The organism is Halalkalicoccus sp. NIPERK01 (genome assembly GCF_030287405.1).
Lineage (GTDB): Archaea > Halobacteriota > Halobacteria > Halobacteriales > Halalkalicoccaceae > Halalkalicoccus.
This window is the reverse complement of record NZ_JASVVV010000001.1, coordinates 599,994-620,297: the sequence shown is the minus strand read 5'-3', so window position 1 is coordinate 620,297 and position 20,304 is coordinate 599,994. Positions and strand designations below refer to the sequence as shown.

Below are 20,304 nucleotides of genomic sequence, written 5' to 3'. Positions count from 1 at the left end.
GGCCGTCGAGACGAGCGCGAGGAGCGGGAGTTTTACGCGTCGCCCGCCTCCGACCGGTATGACCCGTGGAACGGTCTCGGAGACGTACCACGCGGCGCTTTCCCACGGCTTCGCCGACGTACCCGAGGACGCCACCCGTGTCGGCGTCGTTCGCCGGCCGACGGCGTGGTTCTCCGGGGAGGTCGACGAGAACGTCCCCGAACTCGGCCCGCCCGAGGAGCTACTCGAGGAGTTCAAACGGCGCCACGAGGACTTCAAGATGCAGGGGATGTGCGACGAGGGAGCGCACAACGCCGCCTGGGAGGAGGTGCGCTTCGAGGAGCGGTACCGCGAGCACCTCGACTCGCCCGAAGCGGACGCGGCGCTCTCGGACCTCGCCCAACGGGTCGCGAACGGCGAGAGCGTCGTCCTCGTCTGTTTCGAGAAGGGCACCAAACGATGTCACCGCCACGCGCTCGAGGCGGAACTGACGGCCCGACTCGACCGGGACTAATCGTCGTCGACGGCGTGATCCGACCCGAGGAGACCGATCTCCCGCGAGAGCGCGCCCGGATCGAAGCGGGCGTCGGTCAGCCGAGCCGACAGGACGGCGAGGCCGGCCGACACCGCCGCGGCACCCAGAAACGCACGGAGGAACGAGGGTTCGGGGAGCGGGACGAGCGCCGACAGCAGACCGTGCGTCGTCGGCAGGTACGCCAGCCCGACGAGCAGGCCAGCGACGCTCGCGGCGAGCATGCCGTACTCGCTCGCGCGCATCGAGTAGAGCCCGTAGACCAGCGGGACGGCCGCCGCGACGGCGAAGAGGTCCGCCGTGAGGAACAGTGCGAGGACGCTGTATGCCCGCGCGCCGATGAGGATCGCCCCGAGCGCGACCGCGACGGTCGTGAGCCGTGCGGCGAGCGTCAGCGAGCGTTCGGAGGGCGAATCCAGCAGCCGCGGCAGATCGGCGGTGACGACGCTCGCGATCGCGTTGAACAGGGTGTCGGCGGTGCTCATCACCAGCAGGACGGCGAGCAGGACCACGACGAGGCCGACCCACTCGGGCAGCGTCTCGAGGACGAGCACGAACAGCGCGACGCTCGCGTCGCCCGGCCCCTCGAGGAGGTCGAACCCGGCGGCGGCGACGCCGAACAGCCCGGCGACGAGGACGATCGGGGCGACCGCCAGCCCGGAGATCGCAAAGGAGCGTCGCACCGTCTCGCCGTCCTCGGCGGCGTAGACGCGCTGCCACCACGACTGGTTGAGCAGTTCGGCCCCGGCGATGGCCACGACGATATATACTCCAAACAGCAGGCCGGGGACGAAGCCGGGATCGAGCAGCGTCGGGTCGGTAGTAGCGACCGTCCGCCCGATCGGGCCGGGGCCGCCGAGGGTGAACAGTGTGACGGCGAAGACCACGCCCAGAAGCGGGAGGACGACCAGCAACTGGACGGTGTCGGTGAAGATGCTGGCTCGCAACCCGCCGTAGGCCGTATAGAGGAGGACGAACCCGCCGACCAGTCCGGCGGTCTGCCACGCCGGGACGCCCGCGACCAGCGAGAGGACGCCGACGATGCCGGTCATGTTCGCCGCCAGCGAGACGAACATGAACGCGACGCTGACCAGCAGGACGTAGGCGTACATCGCGGGGCCATATCGAACGAAAGCGTACTCGGTGAGGGTGTGGCCCTCGGGGATCAGCCGACGGATCCGCGGGCCCACGACGACGTAGACCAGGCTCGCGGCGGCGCTGCCGAGCGCGTAGCCCGCGACGGCGGTGACGCCGCCGAACGCCGCGCCCGCCTCCGCGGGGCTGAACAGGATCCACCCGCCCATGTTCGAGGCGAGCAGCGTCGCGACCAGCGTCCGGGTCCCGACCGAGTCGCGCGCGCTGATGAACTCCTCGATCGAGTCCGTTCCCCGAGAATACCAGAGGCCGAGCACGGCCGTCGCCGCGACCGTCACGACGACCAGCGCGATCGCTCCCGTCGAACTCACCATCCGAACCGCCACCCCTCGTTCGAGCGCATACCGGCCGTCCGCCGGTCACGGGGATAAACCCGGCGAATACCACCCGATACTACCACGGACGATCCGAGTGGAACCCGATCCCGATCACTCCCGGCGTTTGATCAGGAACTTCATGTCGCCGGCGAAGACCGTCCCGCCGTCCTGATTGGTCATCTCCGTGTCGATGGTCACCAGCCCCGAGTCCTCGCGGCTCGACAGCTCCTTTTTCCCCGTGACCTCCATGTCGAGCGAGACGGTGTCGTTCGTCCGCACGGGCGCGGGGATGTCCATGTAGTTCATACCCAAAAAGGCCAACACGGTGCGTTCGAGGAAGCCACACCGGTAGACGAACCCGGTGGCGAGGACGAACGTCATCGGACCGTGGGCGACCCGCTCGCCGAAGTACTCCCCGTCGGCGTAGTGGCGGTTCGTGTGGAGTTCGGTCCAGTCGCCCGAGAACGCCGAGTGGAGAACGAAATCCGCCTCCGTCACCGTGCGCCCGACGCTCTCGAACGTCTGACCGACCTCGAAGTCCTCGAAGTGGTGTGGCTCGTAGCTGTAGGCCATGTCAACCGTTTTATCGACCGTGAAGAAATACGTTCCCGTTTTTCGGGGTCGTTCACGGTCCGCCAGTCGGCCGATCGGCGCGAAACGCGACCCGGGATCGTGTCCGATTCATATATTCTTCAATATGAATTACACAATGCACAAAGCATTTATTCGTAGCCCTCCTTGGAACAGTTGCCGTCAAGGAGACGGCCGTTGTGCCTGTCAGAGGCCACCCCCCCTCCCCATCGCACTCTCGATGGCGTCGTATCGCCATCCCCACCAGTACGCCGGTGATCCACTCCCCCCCGGATCACCCCGATGCCGGTCGGGCCGATCCCGACCGGCGTCGCGTACACTGTTTCGGAAGAAAACGTCACATCACCCGTGAGAGGGATCTAACTTGCCGCGTGTTCTCGAACCGCGTTCGCGAGCGTCGGATGCAACACCGGTCGGTCCTCGTCGTCCCGCCGAAGCAGCGGGTCGCCCCCGAGTTCCTCCTCGAGGGTGTCGACCCGCTTTTTGATCGTGCGCTCGGTGTAGCCCGTCTCCTCGGCGAGTTCCTCGGTCGATAGCGGCTCTTGTGCGTTCGCGAGCGCGAGCGCGATCTCGTACTCCGACTCGCGGTACTCCGTCGCCATCTTCTCGGCGAGCGCGGCCAACGTATCCGGGACCTCCTCGGTTGCCATACCCCTCTCTGGGGGGAGCGGGTATGTAAAACCTATACTGTCGCGACGAGCGCGGCGAGGCCGACCCCGCCGACCGAGAGGAGGAGGTTGACCAGCGCGTAGCCCGCGGCGAGCACCACCGTTTCGTCCTCCGCGAGTCGAACCGTGTCGACCGAGAACGACGAGAACGTCGTGAACGCGCCACAGGTCCCGACGCCGACGACCAGCAGGGTCCCCTCGCCGAACCCGGCGAACGTCACCCAGCCCAGCAGGAAGCTCCCGACCACGTTGACCGCGAGCGTCTCGAACGGGAACGGCCCCTCCACGTCCCCGAGGGCGAGGCCGACGAGGTACCGCGACACCGCGCCGACCGCCCCGCCGACGCCGACGAGAAGCGCCTCGATCATCGTCCGCCCCCCAGCGCGAGTCGGCGGCCGAGAACGGCGGCGGCGAACCCGACGGCGTAGCTTCCGAGCACGTTGAGGGCGCCCCACGTAAGCGGGGCGTCGACCGTTTGGAGGGCGAACGTGCTGTAGGTGGTGTACGAGGAGAGGAAGCCGGTCGCGACGAGCAACCGCGTCCGCGGCGAGATCCGGTCGGTGGTCGCGGCGGTGTAGAAGACGTACCCCAGCGCGAAACTCCCGGTGACGTTGACGGCGAACGTGCCCGCCAGCCCCGGCGCGAGCAGCGCCACGCCGTAGCGTGCGATCGCGCCGAGGAATCCTCCGGCCGCGACGAGCGCGAGCGGGGTCGGTCGTACCGGAGCCATCGCTGGTCGGTTCTCGGCTTCGGCGATAAAAACGGCGGTTCGCGTGCGTTACAGGCCGCCCTGCCTGCGGGCGCGGTCGCGGTCCGTCAGCGTCTCGACCAGCGGACGGGTGGCCTCGACCACCGCCTGCGTCCGCTCGGGGTTGCGTTTCGAGACGTACGCGAGAGCGGAGACGACGGTGAGGGCGGTGACGAACGTGATGACGATGGCGCTGCTGATGGCGACCGGTATGAGTGCTGCGATGAGTGTCACGCTGATGCCATTGATGAACAGCAACGCCCCGGCCAACAGGAGGGCCCTGTTGATCGCGGCGGTCGCCCCGCCGGACCCCGGATCGGGTCCACGCCGTCCGGTGGTCCGGCGGGAGGTATGGTCGGATAGCGAGTCCATACCCACACCCTCTTGCGGTACCCTCTTGAAACTCAGTCAGCTATCCGTCAGACAATCGTGTTTCATTCAAGGAGACGTGGTTTCGAAACACCCATCGGGAGGTCCGAGAGCCGGACGGGGGTCGGGACGCGAGCCGTGAGCGCGGCGAGACCCGACAGTATACAACCCTCGGGCGGCCTCGTCCGAGTATGATCGGGAAAGTCGACCCCGAACGGCTCGAACGCGTCTTCTCGCGGACGGGCGTGCCCGACGACGACGTCCTCGTCGGCCCGGCCTACGGCGAGGACGCCGCCGCGGTGCGGATCGGCGAGCAGGTGCTCGTCGTCAACACCGACCCCGTCTCGCTGGCCGCCGAACGCATCGGAACGATCGGCGTCCACGTCGCCTGCAACGACGTCGCCGCCTCGGGGGGCGAACCGCGGTGGCTCACGACGACGATATTCCTCCCGGACGCCGACCTGTTCGAGCCCGTCGTCTCCCAGCTCGACGCGGCCGCCCGCGAGGCCGGCGTGGCGATCGTCGGCGGCCACACCGAGTACGCCCCCGAGCGCGACCGGCCGCTCCTCTCGCTGGGCTGTCTCGGCCTCGCCGACGAGTACGTCCCCACGGGCGGCGCACGGCCGGGCGACGTGCTGATCCTGACGAAGGGCGCGGGGATCGAAGGCACCGCGATCCTCGCGACGGACTTCCGCGACGACGCGGGGCTTCCCGAGGAGATGCTCGACCGGGGTGCGGCGCTCTTCTCGGAGTTGGGCGTCCTCCCCGAGGCGAGGGTCCTCCGCGAGGACGCGAGCGCGATGCACGATCCCACCGAGGGCGGGGTGGTGGACGGCGCGCTCGAACTCGCGGTCGCCTCGGGCGTGCGCGTCGAGATCGAGCGCGAGCGGGTGCCGGTCCGCGAGCCCACGGGAGCGCTCTGTGCAGCGATGGGGGTCGATCCCCTGCGGATCTTCGGCTCCGGCGCGCTGCTCGCGGCGATGCCCGAAGAGCGAGCCGAGAAGGCGCTGGCCGCGCTCGACGACGGGGGAATCGAGGCGGCGGCCATCGGGACGGTCGAGGACGGCGATCCCGCCCTCGTCATCGACGGCGAGCGGATCACCGACCCCGTCCGCGACGACCTCTACGAGCTATGGAGCTAGCCGGGATCGGAGGTCGTCGGGGTCGACGCGGTACTTGAACGCGGGGCGGCCGTCGACGAGGACGTAGGGGACCCGTTCGCCGTACTCCTCCGCGAGACCGGCCTCGTCGACGTCGACGAGGTGAACGTCGACGGGGGTCTCGACGTCGCGTGCGACCTCCTCGACGGTTCCGATCGCCTCGGCGCACAGGTGGCAGTCCTCGCGGGTGTAGACGGTGACCTCGGCCATACTCGGGGAAGGGCGCGAAACGACAGGGGGCTTTCGATATGGGCAGCTATTTATCCGAAACCGAGTGAGTCGGGAGTATGACGGAACAACCAGTTCGCCTCGGCGTCGTCGGCCTCGGCTTCATGGGGACGGTCCACGCCGAGAACACCGAGGAGTTCGGCCACGAGGTGGTGGCGGGGACGGACCTCGACGCCGACGCGCGCGAGGAGTTCGCCTCGCGCTTCGGGGCGGCGACCTACGAGGACTACCACGAGATGTACGACGGGGAGGCCCTCGACGCGGTCGCGGTCTCGGTCCCGAACAAGTTCCACGAACCCGTCGTCGTCGCCGCGCTCGAACGCGGGATGGACGTGCTCTGTGAGAAACCGCTCGCACACACCCTCGAGAGCGCGGAGCGGATCGCGGCGGTCGCGCGCGATTCGGAGGGGTTCTGTGCGGTGAACTTCCACAACCGCCTCTCGGCCGCCGCCGAGATGGTCAAGGGCTACGACGAGGAGGGGAAGTTCGGCGACCTCACCCACGTCCAGGCCAACTACGTCCGCTGGCGGGGCGTTCCCGGACTCGGGTCGTGGTTCACCTCGGAGGAACTCGCGGGCGGGGGCGCGCTCGTCGACATCGGCGTTCACGCCATCGACTTCGCGCTCTACCTGCTCGACTTCCCGGCCGTCGAGGAGGTCATGGGGATCAGCCGGTCGAACGTCGCGGGTGACGAGGACTACGCCGACCCGAACGACTGGGGGACCGGCGAGGGCGAGTTCGACGTCGAGGACTCGGTCACCGCGCTGATCCGGTGTGAGACGGGCCAGACGATCTCGCTCGAGGTCTCGTGGGCGGCCTCACAGGAGCCGACCAACGAGTTCACGGTGAGGGGCACCGATGCCGGCGCACGGCTCAGCCTCGGCGAGGAGGAGTTGGAGCTGTTCGAGACCGGCCATCAGGGGACGGATCACTTCGTTCGCTCCGAGCTAGAGGGAAGCCTGCCCGAGACGGGCTGGCCCGCGAGCGACAAGCTGTTCGTCGAGAGCGTCGCCCGCGGCGAGGCGCCCGAACTCAACACGGTCGAGCAGGCGCTGACCGTCCAGCGGGTCATCGACGCGATCTACCGTTCGAGCGAAGAGGGGACCTCGGTCCGAGTCAATTAGTCCTCGCTGGCCCGCCCGATGAAGGCGAGTGCCGCGCCCAGAAGCGCGAGGTTCTGCAGGAAGTTGGTCTGTTCGGTGTCGCGCTCCTGTCCCTCGAGGTTCCAGAAGTCGTGCATCAGCGGCGTGACGCCGACGAGGAAGCCGGCGATCGCGCCCGCGGCGAGTCGGGGAACCCGCCAGAGGATTATCGCGAGGCTCCCGAACGCGAGCATGCCGCTCGCGAACGGGACGAGCCGATCGGCTTCGGGAACGTCCTTCGAGTCGGCGTAGCCGATCATCGCGTCGAGTTCCTGGAAGTTGCTGTACGCGAGCAGGCCGAGGCTACCGCCGAACAGTAGCCGGCCGAGCAGTGACGGTGTGTCGTCGCTCATGGGACGACCGCCGGTAGGCCCGCGCACGCCAAAAGCCGACGGGTTCCGGCAGCCGATAGTGACGATTCAGAGATAGGACAAGTTGATAACGGGGTCGGTAGTACGTGGAGGCGGGGATGCACATGCCAACCTGTGCCTCATGCGGTGAACACGTGACTGGGCGGTTCCAGCGGGTGTTCGCCGGAAACGACGGCGAAGTGTACGGCTGTCCGGCCTGCACCGATATGACCGCAATCATCAACGGTGCGCCGGCCCGACGGTAACGGCCGCCGCTCGTCACGTACAAGTACCGAGGGCCACAAGGCGTGAGCGATGCCGACACGTCTTCGGGGTCCACCCAAGCCGCGCAGCCAGCGGGAGCCGGACCCGCCCGACGCGCGGACGTTCGCCACGTTCGCGGCCATGATGATCGTCATCGCGCTCGTGATCGTCGGGATCGGCGGGATACTCCACGGATTCCCGACGTTCTCGGGACCCGACCAACCGGACGACGCGGGCACCGGCGCGGACGACGCGGAGGACGGAAACGGCGAATCCAACGGCTCGTCGGCCAACGATGGGAGCGGCGACGGCGGCCCCATCTTCGGTGGCGACGATGGAAACGAGTCCGATTCTAGTGAGAACGACGAGAACGGGTAGGGGCGGGCGATCTCTATATAGAGGATGACAGCCACTCCCGCCCCGACCTCATATCGGCAACGTCGTACGGTTAGAACCCCAGGAACGATGTTGTACGGGGATACATATTGGATATCCGGAATACGTAGGTATTTATTATCGGGAGCACGTACAGGTCGTATGGGAACCAGAACCCAGTCGACCGAGCGATCCGAGCGGCAACTCGGGCCGCTCGGCTGGTTCGCCCTGCTCGGGTTGCTCAGCATGGGAGGGCTGTACGCCCTCGACGTGACGACGCAGGGAAACGGCGTCGCGCCGACCACGAGCCTTCCGATCGGGATCGTCGCCGGGATCGGTGCCCTGCTGCTGTGGTTCGGGAACGACCCGACCGTGAGGCGAGCGTAGCGGGCCGACCACCGACGTCCCGACGAGCAGCGGCTAGTCGTCCGTCCTCTTTCCGGCCATCATCTCGATGACCTGCATCACCCCGGAGTTGTCGTCCCGACCCATTCCGTTCTGGACCATCGTCTTGTAGAGTTGATGTGCGAGCGCGGTCTGGGGCATCGGCGAGCCGAAGGCCTCACCGGCGTCCGTGGCGATCCTGAGGTCCTTGTACTGGTACTCGGCGAAGAAGCCGGGATCGAACTCGCCCTCGATCATGGCCGGCGCGCGGTTGTCGAGCGTCCAGCAGCCCGCCGCGCCGCCGCTGATCGCCTCGACCACGGCCGCGAGGTCCGCGCCCGCCTGATCCGCGAACACCAGCGCCTCACTCACGCCCACCATCTGTGCGGCGACGACGATCTGGTTGCACGCCTTCGTCGTCTGTCCGGCACCGCTCGGCCCGCAGTGGGTGACCGTTCCCCCGAGCACGTCGAGGACGTCCCGCTGTTCGTTCAGCACTTCCTCCTCGCCGCCGACCATGATCGAGAGCGTCCCCTCGATGGCCCCCTCCTCACCGCCCGAGATCGGTGCGTCGAGCATGGCCACGCCGCGATCGGAGAGCCGTTCGGCGATCGCCTCGGTGACCGTCGGCGAGATGGTCGAGTGATCTACGAGGGTCATGCCCTCGCTCAGCCCGTCGATCACGGGCTCGGTCTCCTCGCCCTCGCCGAGGACGACGTTCTCGACGTCCGGCGAGTCCGGAAGGCAGAGGAGGACGACGTCGCTCGCCTCGGCGACGCCCGCGGGCGATCCGCCGTCCTCGCCGCCGTACTCGACGAGTTCTTCGACCGGGTCGTCCGAGCGGTTGTGGCCGACGACGTGATAGCCCGCGTCGAGGAGGTTCTTCGCCATCGGCAGGCCCATGATTCCGAGTCCGACGAAGCCGACCGTTTCGTCCGTCATGCCTTGGCATACTACGGTCATCGTTCATAAATACCTATGAGACGCTCGGACTGTCACGAGGACGAAAAGTGCTCCGCCAGGGTGGGTGCGTACCCCGATCGAGTATCGGCACCTGACGGAAGGGAGCGTTTTATTCGTGGATACGTGCCCACTCGGTTCCCTGTTCTATCTGCTTGATGAAACGTGCGATATACTTACATCGGATCAGGACTACTGCTAGAGTAGCTCGACCATGCGACCTATCTCGTCCGAACTCCGCTCACTACTCACCGAGGCAGGCGTTATCCTAGTGCTCCTCTCTACACTCGTCGTGATTGGAGTCGTTGCCCTCCTCCTCGGGAACGGGGGATGATCGGTACGGAACGCTCCGACGAGTTCCTTCCTTGCACTTCCTACTTCGGCACGCGGTTCCTTAGAAGAGTGCTCCGTCAGGGATTCGAACCCTGGTCATTGCCGTGAGAGGGCAATATGATTGGCCGGACTACACCAACGGAGCCCGTATCGTCCTGCACTCTCGGGTAGCCACGAGAGTCGTTTAACAGTTGCGCTTCGCCACAGGTGTGGCGCTCGCTATCGTGTGCTCACGTCCTCGATTCGAGCGTCGAGCGCGTCGCGTCGGGTTCGAATCCGGGGTGGCTGATGATGTTCTCGCGTCCGATCCGGAGTTTGGTGATCGATCCCTCCGCTTCCATCTCCGAGAGGAGCATGCTCACCTTCGACTTCGACCACTCGGTCTCCTCGACGATGCGCGCCTGGCGCATCCGCCCCTCGTTCGATTCGAGCAGCCGGTGGACCCGCTCCTCGTCGGTCAGGACCGCCTCGGCGACCGGCGTCGGTTCGGCCGATTCCTTCGCGGGTGACTTCGCCGTCGAACCGTGTCGTCGTCGCCACGCGATCACGCCGCTGCCCGCCAGAACCACCCAGACGCCGACGATGACGACCCACCCGCCGCCCGTCGGCGTCTGCAGGCCGACGGTCGACGAGAGCCCCTCGATCGGATCAGTCACCCAATACATTCTCTATCATATTCTTCCTTAGATATGAAAACTCTTGTGTCCGGTTCGTGTCATAAGCGAACAGTCAACAGCACGGGGTTCGATCGACGGGTATGGAGACGCTCTCGCTCGACGGGCGAACCGCACTGATCACCGGCGCGAGTTCGGGTATCGGCACCGCCTCCGCGCACGCCCTCGCCCGCGAAGGGGTTGACCTCGCGCTCGCCGCGCGCCGCGAGGACCGACTCGACGGGATCGCGGACGAGGTCGAATCCGACCACGGCGTCGAGACGCTCGCGGTGCCGACCGACGTCCGCGACGAGGAGGCCGTCGAGGCGATGGTCGAGGAGACCGTCGAGCGGTTCGGCGGTCTGGATATCCTCCTGAACAACGCGGGGCTGGGCCGCGGCGGCGCGGTCGAGTCGCTCTCGACGGAGGACTACCGGCTCATGCAGGAGACCAACGTCGACGGGATGTTCTTCGCGACGCGGGCGGCCCTGCCCCACCTCGAGGAGTCGCGGGGCAACCTGCTTTTCATCGGGAGTTTCGCGGGCCAGTACCCCCGCCCCTCGAACCCCGTCTACGCGGCGACCAAGTGGTGGACCCGCGGGTTCGCCCACAGCGTCGAGGCCAGCGTCGGCGACGAGGGCGTCGCCGTCACCGTCATCAACCCCACCGAGGTCCGGACGGAGTTCGGGAGCGCCTCGGGCGAGTCGTTCGAGGAACGCTTCGAGGAGGGCGAGGTCACGGAACCCGAGGAGATCGCCGACGCGGTCGTCTTCGCGGCGGGCCAGCGCAACTCGACGGTGAGCGAACTCGACCTCTACCGGCGCGACAAGTTCGGTCACTTCTGAGACGGCCGACAGTATCAGTCCTCGGAGCCGATATCGGGGGGCGAACAGCTCCCAGAGGTGGAGATCCCGCTTCGATCGACCGAGGACCCGTCGTTCAGGACGATCTCCTCGCCGGTCACGTCGATCGTGGTGTCGACCACCTCGTTGTCGTCCGACCCCTCGAAGACGATCCCGTTTCGACGCGTCCCCGACTGGCTGATGCAGGCGCTCTCGATCGTGTTGTCGTCGCGGGAGAACCGCATCGCCCCCCGATACGTCCCGCCCCCGGTGACCGAGACGTTCTCGATGGTCCTCGTACCCGTCTCGGCGTCGGTGGCGTCGTCGACGTAGATCGCGTAGCTCGTTCGTGACCCGTTCGAGCGCCGGGTGGTGTACTCCTCGCCGACGTGGATCCGGGTGTCCCGCACCTCGAAGGAGCCACCCGAGTACGCGCCCACGACGGCGCCCGTTCCTTGACTGTTCTCGACGCTGATCTCGCAGTTCTCGATCGTCACGGGGCCGGGGCCGTCCGCGATCCGGATCCCGCGCATGTTGCCGAATCCATCCGGTCGCTCGTCGACGACGACCTCGCAGTCCTCGACGGCGCTTCTGGCGCTTCCCAGTCGGATCTGCGTGACGTTGCTGTTGGCGTACCGCCCGCCCTCGACGGAGACGGGCCCCGAGGAGTGGGAGGCGTACAGCCCGTTGTCCGCGAAGCCCTCGACCTCGCAGTCCCGAAACGCGATCGAACCGGTCGTGTTGACGTAGACGCCCGTCCCGGACCCGCCGTCGGTCGACTGGAGGCTCTCGATGAGGCTGTGGCCGTCCTCGTCGAGGGTGCGAAAGCCGAAGGAGGTGTCTCCGTCGTGAAAGCCCTCCTTGCGGAGGTCCCGGACCACGAGGCCGTCGTGGGCGCTGACGACGACCTCGGGGGCGACGCCCTCGCGCGTCGCGTCGATCGTGAAGTTCTCGATCCGGAGGTCCCGGGTCTCCGCCCCGCCGAGCCAGAGGTCCTCGTCGTAGTCCTCGCCCGGCACCAGCGTGACGTCGCCCTCGCCGACCATGGCGAACTCCGAAAGCGCGTAGAGGCTGAGGTCGTTCGCCTGGTACCGTCCCTCCGGGAAGCGGATCAAGGTGTCGTCGTCGGCGTGCTCCTCGAAGACGTCGTCGATCGGTTCGCTTCCGGTGTCGTCGGCACCGGCCTCGACGATGTCGACGACGGTCCCGTACTCCTCGTCGTCCGCCGCCGCGGTTCCGAGCAGACCGGTCGAGAGGGCCGCGCCCCCGACCGTCCGTAACAACACTCGACGACTGACGCCCGATCGGCCCGCGGTACTCATCTGACGCATGTCCCATTCCCCTTCAACGATGAAGAATAAACCCTCCGAACTAAATTTTCACAGCCATACGTAGATTTTAGAAATAGTTATCACTAGGATTGGGATATAATCTCTGGAAAAACGGAACTACAGGCGTCGAACTCCCTCGATCGCGCTGTGTTTCACCCATCCCGCGTGTGATACGACAACGAACGATATAGTACGTTCTTTGGATATTCTCCAAAAAATTCTGCATGAATATATTATATTATTGTTCTAATATTCTGTACTAACCGATCGAACGGCCGCCGAAGTCGGGCGCGGCGGCCGGGATCGGGAGTCGTTAGATCACGCCGGCGTCCCGGAACCGATCGATCTCCACGGCCGAATAGCCCGTCTCCCGGAGGACCGCCTCGGTGTGTTCGCCGAGTTCGGGCGGGTGGCGCCGGATCGACGTCGGCGTCTCCGAGAGGAACATCGGGCTTCCCGGCATCTCGATGGTGCCCGCGGGACCTTCGACCTCGCGGGCCATCCCGCGGGCCTCGATCTGCGGATGGCTGAAGACGTCCGCCATGTCGTTGACCGCCCGCGCGGGCACGTCGTGGGCGGCCAGCCGGGAGAGGGCCTCCTCGGTGGTGTACTCCGCGAGTTCGTTTTCGAGAATCGGGACCAGCATCTCGCGGTTCTCGACCCGATCGGCGTTGGTCTCGAAGCGCTCGTCCTCCGGGAGGTCCTCGCGGTCGATCGCGGCACAGAACGCCCGCCAGAGTTTTTCCGATGCTGCCGCGACCACGACGTGGCCGTCGCGGGTCTCGAACGCCTGATAGGGGACGATCGTCGGGTGGGCGCTACCCATCTTTCCCGGAACGTCGCCGCTCGCGAAGTAGTTCGTCGCCATGTAGGACATCCAGGCGGCCTGACCGTCGAGCAGGCTCACGTCGATCTTCTGGCCGCCGACGTCCTGCAGTTCCCGAGCGAGCAGCGCCGCGAGGATCGACTGGGTCGCGTACATCCCCGCGCCGATGTCCGCGATGGCGACGCCCACGCGGACCGGCTCTCGACCGGGTTCGCCGGTGATGCTCATCATCCCGCCCTCGGCCTGGATCATCAGGTCGTAGGCCGGTTTCTCGCTGTAGGGCCCCCACTCGCCGTAGCCCGACAGCGAGCAGTAGATCAGTTCGGGGTTGACCTTCGAGAGCGCCCCGTACCCGAGTCCCCACCCCTCCATCGTCCCGACTCGGAAGTTCTCGACGAGGACGTCCGCGTCGGCGGCCAGCGTCCGGAGGACCTCTTGGCCCTCTTCCCGGGCGAGGTTCAGCGTCACCGATCGTTTGTTCCGGTTGACGCTCGCGAAGTAGGCGCTCGGGCCCGCCTCGCCGAAGCGCGGGGGGTACCACCCGCGGGTCTGGTCGCCCACGTCGGGGCGTTCGACCTTGATCACTTCGGCGCCGAGGTCCCCGAGTTGCATCGTACAGAAGGGTCCGACGAGTACCTGCGAGCAGTCGAGTACCGTCAGCCCGGCGAGCGGTCCCTCGCCGGTCGCGTCGCGGGCCTCGCCGGTCATGGCGCGAGGCGGTTCTTCCGGCCCTTCATGTGTTCGTCGTAGTACGCGAAGGTGAGCGGACACCACTCCGCAGCGAGGGCGAGCACCTTCTCGGTCATCTCGCGGATCTCCCACTGGCTGTCTGCGGCGGCGCGCATATCTGCCACGTGCATCAGCATCCGGGCGTTCATCGACATCACGAGGTTGACCTCGGTGCCGATGGGCAGGACGAACCGGGCGTCCTCGGGGGCCATTCCGAGTTCGAGCAGGCGCTGGTACTCCTCGACCGACCGGGAAACCGACTCGGTGAACACCCGTTCGCGTTCGCTCACCGTCTCCTCGTCGACCGCGCCGCTCGTCTGATTGCGCCCGACCCAGTTCGGGTCGCTCGCGGAGGGGGGGACGACGACCATCTCGCCGTCACGCACGTCGTCGGGATCCACGTCGTCGAAGGCGACGTAGCGCATCGACTGGACGTCGAAACTCACGTGACGGTGGCGGGTGAGTTGGGCCATACACGACCGGCTGATCCCTCGTACGGCGAACGTCGCCTGCGGGTGTTCGAACGGTCCGAAGTGCCCGTGCGAGAGGAGGTGGCCGATCAGGGTCCGTTTCTTCTCCTCGATCCCCTCGCCGTCGACGCTTTCCATGACCTCCTCGAAGGACTGATCGCCGACGAACCCGCTCATGTAGTCGTTTCGCGCGGCCGTACAGATGACCCGCTCGGGGTCCTCGGTGGCTTCGAGCAGCGTGACGTCCATGTCCGGTGAGTTACCGCCGACCACAAAACACCCACCGATCCGACCCGACATTCGTATCGCAAAAGATATGTAATAGTTGAATGATAACTACCGTAATGAGCCCACGCGTGCGGGTCGCGTTCGTCGGCAGTTCCGACGAGTGCGCGGCGGTCGGTCGAGGCCTCGGTGAGCGAGTGACGCTCACCCCCGTCGCGCCGGACGAGGTGGCCGACTCCGCCGGGGTCGACTGCGTCCTCTGCGTCGGTTCGTTTCCCGAGGGGTTCGAGGGGAGTTGGCCGCCGACGGTCGTCCTGACGGACGACGAGGACGACGCGAGGGCCGCCCGATTGGCCGGCGTACGCGTCCTGCCGACCGACGCCGCCGGGCGACCCGAGGTCCTTCGCGCCCAGATCGAGGCCGAAGCCGATCCCGGCCACGAGACGGCCGACGACCACCTCGCACGCGCGATGATCGACACCGTGACGGATGTCGTCTACGCGTTCGATGGGTCGGGGTTCACCCACTGGAACGACCGTCTCTCGGAGGTGACGGGCCTCGTCGACGAACAACTGGCGTCGATGCACCCCGTCGATCTCTTCGACGACGAGGAGGCGGACCGAATCGCGGCGATCATCGACGACTGCAACCCCGAGGAGTTGCCGATCACGATCGAGGCGGAGCTTCCCGGTCCGGACGGCCGGTCGAGGCCCTACGAGTTCACCAGTTCGCGCCTCGTCGACGACGGCGAGACGATCGGGATCTGCGGGATCGGGCGGGACGTCACCGAGTTCAAGCGCACCGAGTGGACGCTCGAACACCTGCTCGAAGCGACCCGCGATCTGATGGCGGCCGAAGGGAAAACGGCGGTCGCGAACGTCACGGTCTCGGCGGCCGACCGCGTCCTCGGGCTGACCCACACCGGGATCCACCTCGTGGATTCGACCGGCGACCGACTCGAACCGATCGCCTACACCGACACCGTCGAGGCCTCGCTCGGGACGGTCCCGACGCTCGAACGCGACGAGAGCCTCGCGTGGGAGGTCTTCGAGTCCGGCGAGGACCGCGTCTTCGAGGGCGTCCACGAGGAGGAGGGCGCCCACAACCCCGAGACGCACCTTCGAACCGAGATGATCTTCTCGCTCGGCGATCACGGCGTGCTCATCATCGCCTCGGACAGCCCGGATGCGTTCGACGACGCGGACGTCTACTTCGCGAAACTGCTCGCGGCGACCGCGACGGTCGCGCTGGATCGGGCCGCCCGCGAGGGCGCGCTCGAGGAGAAGAACGCCCGACTGGAGGAGTTCGTCGGCGTCGTCTCACACGACCTTCGCAACCCCCTGACCGTCGCCGAGGGGTCCGTCTCGCTCGCGAGGGAGACCGGCGACGACTCGCACCTCGATCAGGTGAGCGAGAGCCACCGGCGGATGCGCGAGATCATCGAGGGGTTGCTCGTCCTCGCGCGCGAGGGGAAGGCCGTCGGCGAGACGCGGCCCGTGATACTGGGGACCGTCGCCGAGGAGGCCTGGGCAAACGTCGGCACCGGGGACTCGACGCTCGTCGTCGGCGACGACCGCACCGTCCACGCCGACCGGAACCGTCTCACACAACTGTTCGAGAACGCGTTTCGCAACAGCGTTGAACACGCCGGTCCCGACGTGACGATCACCGTCGAGGCCACGCCCACGGGCTTCGTGATCGACGACGACGGCCACGGCATCCCGGAGGACGAACGCGAGACCGCGCTCGAACCCGGCTACAGCACTGACGAGGGGACGGGATTCGGGCTGGTGATCATGCAGAACATCGCCGAGGGCCACAGCTGGGGCCTCTCGCTGGCCGAAAGCGACGCCGGTGGACTACGGATCGAGATCACAACGGACGGAAAGGGTCATTCCGCGGGCGGCCGATGAGCGGGTATGATCGCCAACCTCGCGGCGGGCGTCCAGGCCTTCACCAGCAACGCGTTCCTCGTGACGGGCGAGCGGACCGTCCTCGTGGACGCGGGCGCGAACTTCGACGTCGTGAGCGCCGTCCGCGATCGAACCGTGGACCTCGACGCGCTCGTCCTCACCCACACCCATCCCGACCACGTCGGGAACGTCTCGGGGGTTCGTGAGGCGTTCGGCGTCGAGGTGTGGGGCCACGACCCCGACCACCCGGCGGTCGACCACGCGATAAGGGACGGCGAGTCGGTACGGCTGGGCGATCACGAGTACCGGGCGCTTCACACGCCCGGCCACAAGGACGACCACCTGTGTTTCTACGCCGCGAGTCCGGAGATCCTCTTCGCGGGCGACCTGATCTTTCAGAACGGCGGGTTCGGGCGGACCGACCTCCCCGAAGGGGACCGCGAGACGCTGATCGGGAGCATCGACAGGGTCGCCGAAACGATCTCGTCGGACCTCGCCGAACTCCACCCCGGTCACGGTCCGAGCGTCGAGGGCGACGCCTACGGCCACATCGAACTCGCCGGGCAGGCCGCGCGGATGTCGTTCTAGTCGTTCTTCAGGTCCTCCTCGCGTTTCAGCCCGTAGTAGCCCGGCTGGTCCTCGGAGACTGGGTTTCCGACGACGAGGTCGTCGCCGTTCTCGACCACCCACGGGATCGCCCAGTCCAACAGGACGGCTTCGGTGTCGGGTTCGAGTTCGGATTCGGGATCCAGCCCCTGGAGCAGACGGCCGATCTCGTAGACGGTGTACATTTCGTCCTCGTCGAACAGTTCCTCGGGGGTGTAGAAGTCACAGGGGTAGAGTTCGTCGAACTCGTCTTTGGGTTTGGGCATGGGAGGGGTTGGACGGAGACGCCACTAAAGGCCACGGTGTGGCGGCGAAAAAACGGTGAGGTCTCAGCGACTTACTCGAAGTGGTCGACGGACTTCTGGTACTGTTCTTCGGCTTCGTCCCAGTTGACCACGTCGAAGAACGCGTCGATGAAGCTGCCGCGGTCCGGGCCGTAGTCGTAGTAGTACGAGTGTTCCCAGACGTCGAGCGCCAGCACGGGGTGGGCGCCCCAGAGCGCGCCCTGGTCGTGCTTGTCGACCGCGAGGTTGCGCAGCTGCTTCGCGACGGGGTCGTAGACCAGCAGCGCCCAGCCGCTCGCGGTGGTGGCTGCCTTCTCGAACTCGCCCTTCCAGCCCTCGTAGGAGCCGAAGTCCTCCTCGATGCGGTCGGCGAGTTCGCCGGAGGGTTCGTCGCCACCCTCGGGGCTCATGTTCTCCCAGAACAGCGTGTGGAGGTAGTGGCCACAGCCGTTGTGGGTGACGTTGCCGAGCGCGGTGCCCGTCGAGCCGTAGTCACCGGACTCGCGGTTCTCCGCGAGCGTCTCCTCGGCGGAGTTCAGGCCGTTGACGTAGCCCTGGTGGTGCGTGTCGTGGTGCCACGTCAGCACCTGCTCGGAGATCGACGGCTCGAGCGCGTCGTAGTCGTACGGAAGCGGCGGCAGTTCGGCGTCTGATTTCTCTGGCATGATGATCTCCTCCACTCCTACCATCTCCGGCCGCGCTGTTAAAGCTTTAGAAGCCCCATGCTATCGTATATCATTCTCCCCGTGCGCGCTCGACGGTCGAGACGGCCGTCTCGGCGTTCGGTGCGGGCCACGATCGGGACCGGTCGACGTCGAACGCCGACGGGTCCGTAGCCCGGGTCGTCGAACCGTGAACCCTACCGTTCGAGAACCGTCCGTTCGGAGCGGTCCGTCTCGAGGGCCTCGCGGTCGGCCTCGACCATGATCTCGACGAGTCCCGCGAAGGTGGTGCGTGGCTCCCAGCCGATCTCCCGTTTCGCCCGCGAGGCGTCGCCCTTCAGCAGGTGGACGTCCGTGGGCCGGAAGAACTCCTCCGTGACCTCGACGAGCGTCTCCCCGCTGTCGGCGTCGATCCCGCGCTCCTCGACGCCCTCTCCCTCCCACTCGATCCCGTAGCCCAGCGTCTCGAAGGCGATCGTCGCGAACTCCCTTACAGTATGTGTCTCGCCGGTCGCGATCACGAGGTCCTCGGGCGTGTCGTGGTTCAGGATCTTCCACATCGCCTCGACGTACTCGGGGGCGTACCCCCAGTCGCGTTGCGCGTCGAGGTTGCCCAGGTACAGCCGATCCTCCACGCCGGCGTCGATCCGCGCGACCGTGCGGGAGATCTTCCGGGTCACCGCGGCCTTCACCCGGCGGGGCGACTCGTGGTTGAAGAGGATGCCGTTGCACGCGAAGATGTCGTAGGCGTCGCGGTAGTTCTTCGTGATGTGGTGGGCGTAGAGTTTCGCCGAGGCGTACGGGCTCTCGGGGTCGAACCGCGTCGATTCGTTCTGTGGCGTCTCGGTCGCGTTGCCGAACAGTTCGCTCGTCGAGGCCTGGTAGAAGCGCGCGTCGACGCCGGTCTCGCGGATCGCCTCGAGAACACGGAGCGTCCCGAGGGCGTTCACCTCCGCGGTGTAGTCGGGCTGGTCGTACGAGACCGCGACGTGGCTCTGTGCGCCGAGGTTGTAGATCTCGTCGGGTTCGACCTCGCGGATCACCCGCCGGATGCTGCTCCCGTCGGTGAGATCGCCGTAGTGGAACTCGAGGGGCTGTCCCTCCCGGTCCGCACGAGCCTTGATCTCCTCGACCCGACGGGGGGTGTGTGCCCCCCACGAGCCGTCCGTCGTGTTCCATCGCACGATACCGTGGACGTCGTATCCCTTCTCGAGCAGTAGCTCTGCCAGATACGATCCGTCCTGTCCCGTAACCCCAGTTATCAACGCCCTCTTCATAGTCACTCTGTCCGTATTCTTACCGGTTCGTACCCGCGTTGCCTTAGCTTTTCGGAGCCTAAACAGAGGTGTCTCGGTCGCGGCGCCCCCCAGCCCATCTCCGCCATCGGGATCGCCTCGACGAGATCGGGGTCGAGACCGTGTCTACGTGCGATCTCCCGCCCCAACTCGTAGCGCGTCATCCGATCGGGCGACGTGACGTGAAAGACGCCGCGTTCCTCACGCTCGACGAGGTAGCCGAGCGCGTCGACCGCGTCCGAGAACACCGTCGGCGTGATCTCCTGATCGTCGATCAGCCGCACCCGCTCGCCCGCTTCGAGCTGTCTGCGGACCCAGCTTCCGAAATCCGGACTGTCGGCCCGGTCGAGACTCACGACGACGCAAAAGCGCACGATCGTGCCCGCCGAACCGGCCGCACGGACGTATCGCTCGCCGTCGAGTTTCGAGCGGCCGTACCGGTTGATCGGGGCGGGCTCGTCGTCCTCCGCGTGGACGGGTTCGTCGTCGCCGAAGACGTACGCCGTCGAGGGATAGACCACCCGCGCCCCGACCGCCGTCGCCGCGTCGACGACGTGTTTCGTCCCCAGCGCGTTCGTCTCGTGGGCCAGTTCGGGGTCGTCCTCGCAGGCCTCGACGCTCGTGGCGGCGGCGCTGTGGACGACGACGTCGGGATCGACGCGCTTTACGACGCGTTCGACCGCCTCGGCGTCGCGGACGTCGAGGCGGACCGTCTCGTGGCCCGACTCGATCGGCGTCGAGTAGTACGTCCCGACGACGCGGTCGCCGCTCCACTCGGCGTCGAGAAGACGCCGGCCGAGCAGCCCGCTCGCGCCTGTAACGAGAAGGGAGGTCATTCGAGTCAACCGTTGCGGCTTACCGGGTTATAGCTTGTCGTTCGGAGGCGAGACGGGACGACTACCCGGCTCCGATA

Annotated in this window: 26 protein-coding genes and 1 tRNA gene; 9 read left to right on the top strand and 18 right to left on the bottom strand. The window is 66.8% G+C overall.

The window, feature by feature from the left end; all coding sequences use genetic code 11:
• The first annotated feature begins 58 nt into the window (after positions 1-58).
• Complete coding sequence (locus QRT08_RS03210; protein ID WP_286044394.1) at positions 59-493, top strand: DUF488 domain-containing protein; 435 nt, start codon at positions 59-61, stop codon at positions 491-493.
• On the opposite strand, the gene QRT08_RS03205 is transcribed toward QRT08_RS03210, so the two are convergent.
• The 6 genes from QRT08_RS03205 to QRT08_RS03180 all read right to left on the bottom strand — a co-directional run bounded on the left by QRT08_RS03205 (position 490) and on the right by QRT08_RS03180 (position 4,362).
• Positions 490-1,980 (bottom strand): sodium:solute symporter family transporter, encoded by a 1,491-nt coding sequence (locus QRT08_RS03205; RefSeq protein ID WP_286044392.1) that lies wholly within the window; start codon positions 1,978-1,980, stop codon positions 490-492. The genes QRT08_RS03210 and QRT08_RS03205 overlap by 4 nt on opposite strands.
• Before the next feature lie 114 nt (positions 1,981-2,094).
• Positions 2,095-2,556 (bottom strand): MaoC/PaaZ C-terminal domain-containing protein, encoded by a 462-nt coding sequence (locus tag QRT08_RS03200; RefSeq protein WP_286044391.1) that lies wholly within the window; start codon positions 2,554-2,556, stop codon positions 2,095-2,097.
• A 377-nt stretch (positions 2,557-2,933) separates the two neighbouring features.
• Positions 2,934-3,224 carry an HTH domain-containing protein gene (locus QRT08_RS03195; RefSeq protein ID WP_286044389.1) on the bottom strand — a complete coding sequence of 97 codons (291 nt, stop codon included), beginning with the start codon at positions 3,222-3,224 and terminating at the stop codon, positions 2,934-2,936.
• Between the two features lie 32 nt (positions 3,225-3,256).
• The gene (locus QRT08_RS03190; RefSeq protein ID WP_286044387.1) at positions 3,257-3,610 is read right to left on the bottom strand and encodes a fluoride efflux transporter FluC; all 354 of its coding nucleotides are present in this window, start codon (positions 3,608-3,610) and stop codon (positions 3,257-3,259) included.
• Entirely contained in the window at positions 3,607-3,972 is a 366-nt protein-coding gene (locus QRT08_RS03185; protein ID WP_286044385.1) for a fluoride efflux transporter FluC, read from the bottom strand. The genes QRT08_RS03190 and QRT08_RS03185 overlap by 4 nt, the downstream gene beginning before the upstream one ends.
• 48 nt (positions 3,973-4,020) lie before the next feature.
• Entirely contained in the window at positions 4,021-4,362 is a 342-nt protein-coding gene (locus QRT08_RS03180) for a hypothetical protein (RefSeq protein WP_286044383.1), read from the bottom strand.
• Positions 4,363-4,550: 188 nt separating this feature from the next.
• On the opposite strand from QRT08_RS03180, the gene QRT08_RS03175 reads away from it, so the two are divergent.
• Complete coding sequence (locus tag QRT08_RS03175; protein ID WP_286044382.1) at positions 4,551-5,501, top strand: AIR synthase family protein; 951 nt, start codon at positions 4,551-4,553, stop codon at positions 5,499-5,501.
• Here the strand turns inward: QRT08_RS03175 and QRT08_RS03170 are convergent.
• Positions 5,490-5,729, bottom strand: coding sequence for a glutaredoxin family protein (locus tag QRT08_RS03170; protein WP_286044380.1), 240 nt, complete (start codon positions 5,727-5,729; stop codon positions 5,490-5,492). The two genes, QRT08_RS03175 and QRT08_RS03170, sit on opposite strands and share 12 nt — an antisense overlap.
• Positions 5,730-5,806: 77 nt before the next feature.
• On the opposite strand from QRT08_RS03170, the gene QRT08_RS03165 reads away from it, so the two are divergent.
• A complete protein-coding gene (locus QRT08_RS03165) occupies positions 5,807-6,871 on the top strand; it encodes a Gfo/Idh/MocA family protein (RefSeq protein WP_286044379.1) in 1,065 nt (354 codons plus the stop codon).
• Here QRT08_RS03165 and QRT08_RS03160 read toward each other — a convergent pair.
• On the bottom strand, positions 6,868-7,242 hold the full coding sequence (locus QRT08_RS03160; protein ID WP_286044377.1) for a DoxX family protein: 375 nt from the start codon (positions 7,240-7,242) through the stop codon (positions 6,868-6,870). The genes QRT08_RS03165 and QRT08_RS03160 overlap by 4 nt on opposite strands.
• Before the next feature lie 116 nt (positions 7,243-7,358).
• On the opposite strand from QRT08_RS03160, the gene QRT08_RS19020 reads away from it, so the two are divergent.
• From QRT08_RS19020 to QRT08_RS03150, 3 genes are all read left to right on the top strand, one after another.
• The gene (locus QRT08_RS19020) at positions 7,359-7,505 is read left to right on the top strand and encodes a DUF7563 family protein (RefSeq protein ID WP_483299923.1); all 147 of its coding nucleotides are present in this window, start codon (positions 7,359-7,361) and stop codon (positions 7,503-7,505) included.
• 49 nt (positions 7,506-7,554) lie between these two features.
• Positions 7,555-7,881, top strand: a complete 327-nt coding sequence (locus QRT08_RS03155; RefSeq protein ID WP_286044376.1) for a hypothetical protein — start codon at positions 7,555-7,557, stop codon at positions 7,879-7,881.
• Between the two features lie 159 nt (positions 7,882-8,040).
• On the top strand, positions 8,041-8,265 hold the full coding sequence (locus QRT08_RS03150; protein WP_286044375.1) for a hypothetical protein: 225 nt from the start codon (positions 8,041-8,043) through the stop codon (positions 8,263-8,265).
• A gap of 33 nt (positions 8,266-8,298) precedes the next feature.
• On the opposite strand, the gene QRT08_RS03145 is transcribed toward QRT08_RS03150, so the two are convergent.
• From QRT08_RS03145 to QRT08_RS03135, 3 genes are all read right to left on the bottom strand, one after another.
• The gene (locus QRT08_RS03145) at positions 8,299-9,204 is read right to left on the bottom strand and encodes an NAD(P)-dependent oxidoreductase (protein WP_286044374.1); all 906 of its coding nucleotides are present in this window, start codon (positions 9,202-9,204) and stop codon (positions 8,299-8,301) included.
• Positions 9,205-9,625: 421 nt separating this feature from the next.
• A tRNA-Glu gene (locus tag QRT08_RS03140) sits at positions 9,626-9,700 on the bottom strand.
• A gap of 85 nt (positions 9,701-9,785) precedes the next feature.
• Positions 9,786-10,220, bottom strand: coding sequence for a helix-turn-helix transcriptional regulator (locus tag QRT08_RS03135; protein WP_286044373.1), 435 nt, complete (start codon positions 10,218-10,220; stop codon positions 9,786-9,788).
• A 92-nt stretch (positions 10,221-10,312) separates the two neighbouring features.
• Here QRT08_RS03135 and QRT08_RS03130 point away from each other — a divergent pair, with 92 nt between their 5' ends.
• The gene (locus tag QRT08_RS03130; RefSeq protein ID WP_286044372.1) at positions 10,313-11,053 is read left to right on the top strand and encodes an SDR family oxidoreductase; all 741 of its coding nucleotides are present in this window, start codon (positions 10,313-10,315) and stop codon (positions 11,051-11,053) included.
• A 14-nt stretch (positions 11,054-11,067) separates the two neighbouring features.
• On the opposite strand, the gene QRT08_RS03125 is transcribed toward QRT08_RS03130, so the two are convergent.
• The 3 genes from QRT08_RS03125 to thyX all read right to left on the bottom strand — a co-directional run bounded on the left by QRT08_RS03125 (position 11,068) and on the right by thyX (position 14,655).
• Positions 11,068-12,381, bottom strand: a complete 1,314-nt coding sequence (locus QRT08_RS03125) for a right-handed parallel beta-helix repeat-containing protein (RefSeq protein ID WP_286044371.1) — start codon at positions 12,379-12,381, stop codon at positions 11,068-11,070.
• 313 nt (positions 12,382-12,694) lie between these two features.
• Positions 12,695-13,915, bottom strand: coding sequence for a CaiB/BaiF CoA transferase family protein (locus QRT08_RS03120; protein WP_286044370.1), 1,221 nt, complete (start codon positions 13,913-13,915; stop codon positions 12,695-12,697).
• Positions 13,912-14,655 (bottom strand): FAD-dependent thymidylate synthase, encoded by a 744-nt coding sequence (gene thyX / locus QRT08_RS03115; protein ID WP_286044369.1) that lies wholly within the window; start codon positions 14,653-14,655, stop codon positions 13,912-13,914. The genes QRT08_RS03120 and thyX overlap by 4 nt, the downstream gene beginning before the upstream one ends.
• 95 nt (positions 14,656-14,750) lie before the next feature.
• Here thyX and QRT08_RS03110 point away from each other — a divergent pair, with 95 nt between their 5' ends.
• Entirely contained in the window at positions 14,751-16,544 is a 1,794-nt protein-coding gene (locus tag QRT08_RS03110; protein WP_286044368.1) for a PAS domain-containing sensor histidine kinase, read from the top strand.
• A gap of 6 nt (positions 16,545-16,550) precedes the next feature.
• Positions 16,551-17,132: an MBL fold metallo-hydrolase gene (locus tag QRT08_RS03105; protein ID WP_286044367.1), complete on the top strand. Its 582-nt coding sequence runs from the start codon at positions 16,551-16,553 to the stop codon at positions 17,130-17,132.
• On the opposite strand, the gene QRT08_RS03100 is transcribed toward QRT08_RS03105, so the two are convergent.
• From QRT08_RS03100 to QRT08_RS03085, 4 genes are all read right to left on the bottom strand, one after another.
• Positions 17,129-17,416 carry a DUF5827 family protein gene (locus QRT08_RS03100; protein ID WP_286044366.1) on the bottom strand — a complete coding sequence of 96 codons (288 nt, stop codon included), beginning with the start codon at positions 17,414-17,416 and terminating at the stop codon, positions 17,129-17,131. The genes QRT08_RS03105 and QRT08_RS03100 overlap by 4 nt on opposite strands.
• Before the next feature lie 71 nt (positions 17,417-17,487).
• Complete coding sequence (gene sod, locus QRT08_RS03095; protein ID WP_286044364.1) at positions 17,488-18,099, bottom strand: superoxide dismutase; 612 nt, start codon at positions 18,097-18,099, stop codon at positions 17,488-17,490.
• Positions 18,100-18,293: 194 nt separating this feature from the next.
• A complete protein-coding gene (gene gmd / locus QRT08_RS03090; RefSeq protein ID WP_286044363.1) occupies positions 18,294-19,373 on the bottom strand; it encodes a GDP-mannose 4,6-dehydratase in 1,080 nt (359 codons plus the stop codon).
• Positions 19,374-19,375: 2 nt separating this feature from the next.
• On the bottom strand, positions 19,376-20,227 hold the full coding sequence (locus QRT08_RS03085; RefSeq protein ID WP_286044362.1) for an SDR family oxidoreductase: 852 nt from the start codon (positions 20,225-20,227) through the stop codon (positions 19,376-19,378).
• Positions 20,228-20,304: the final 77 nt, after the last annotated feature.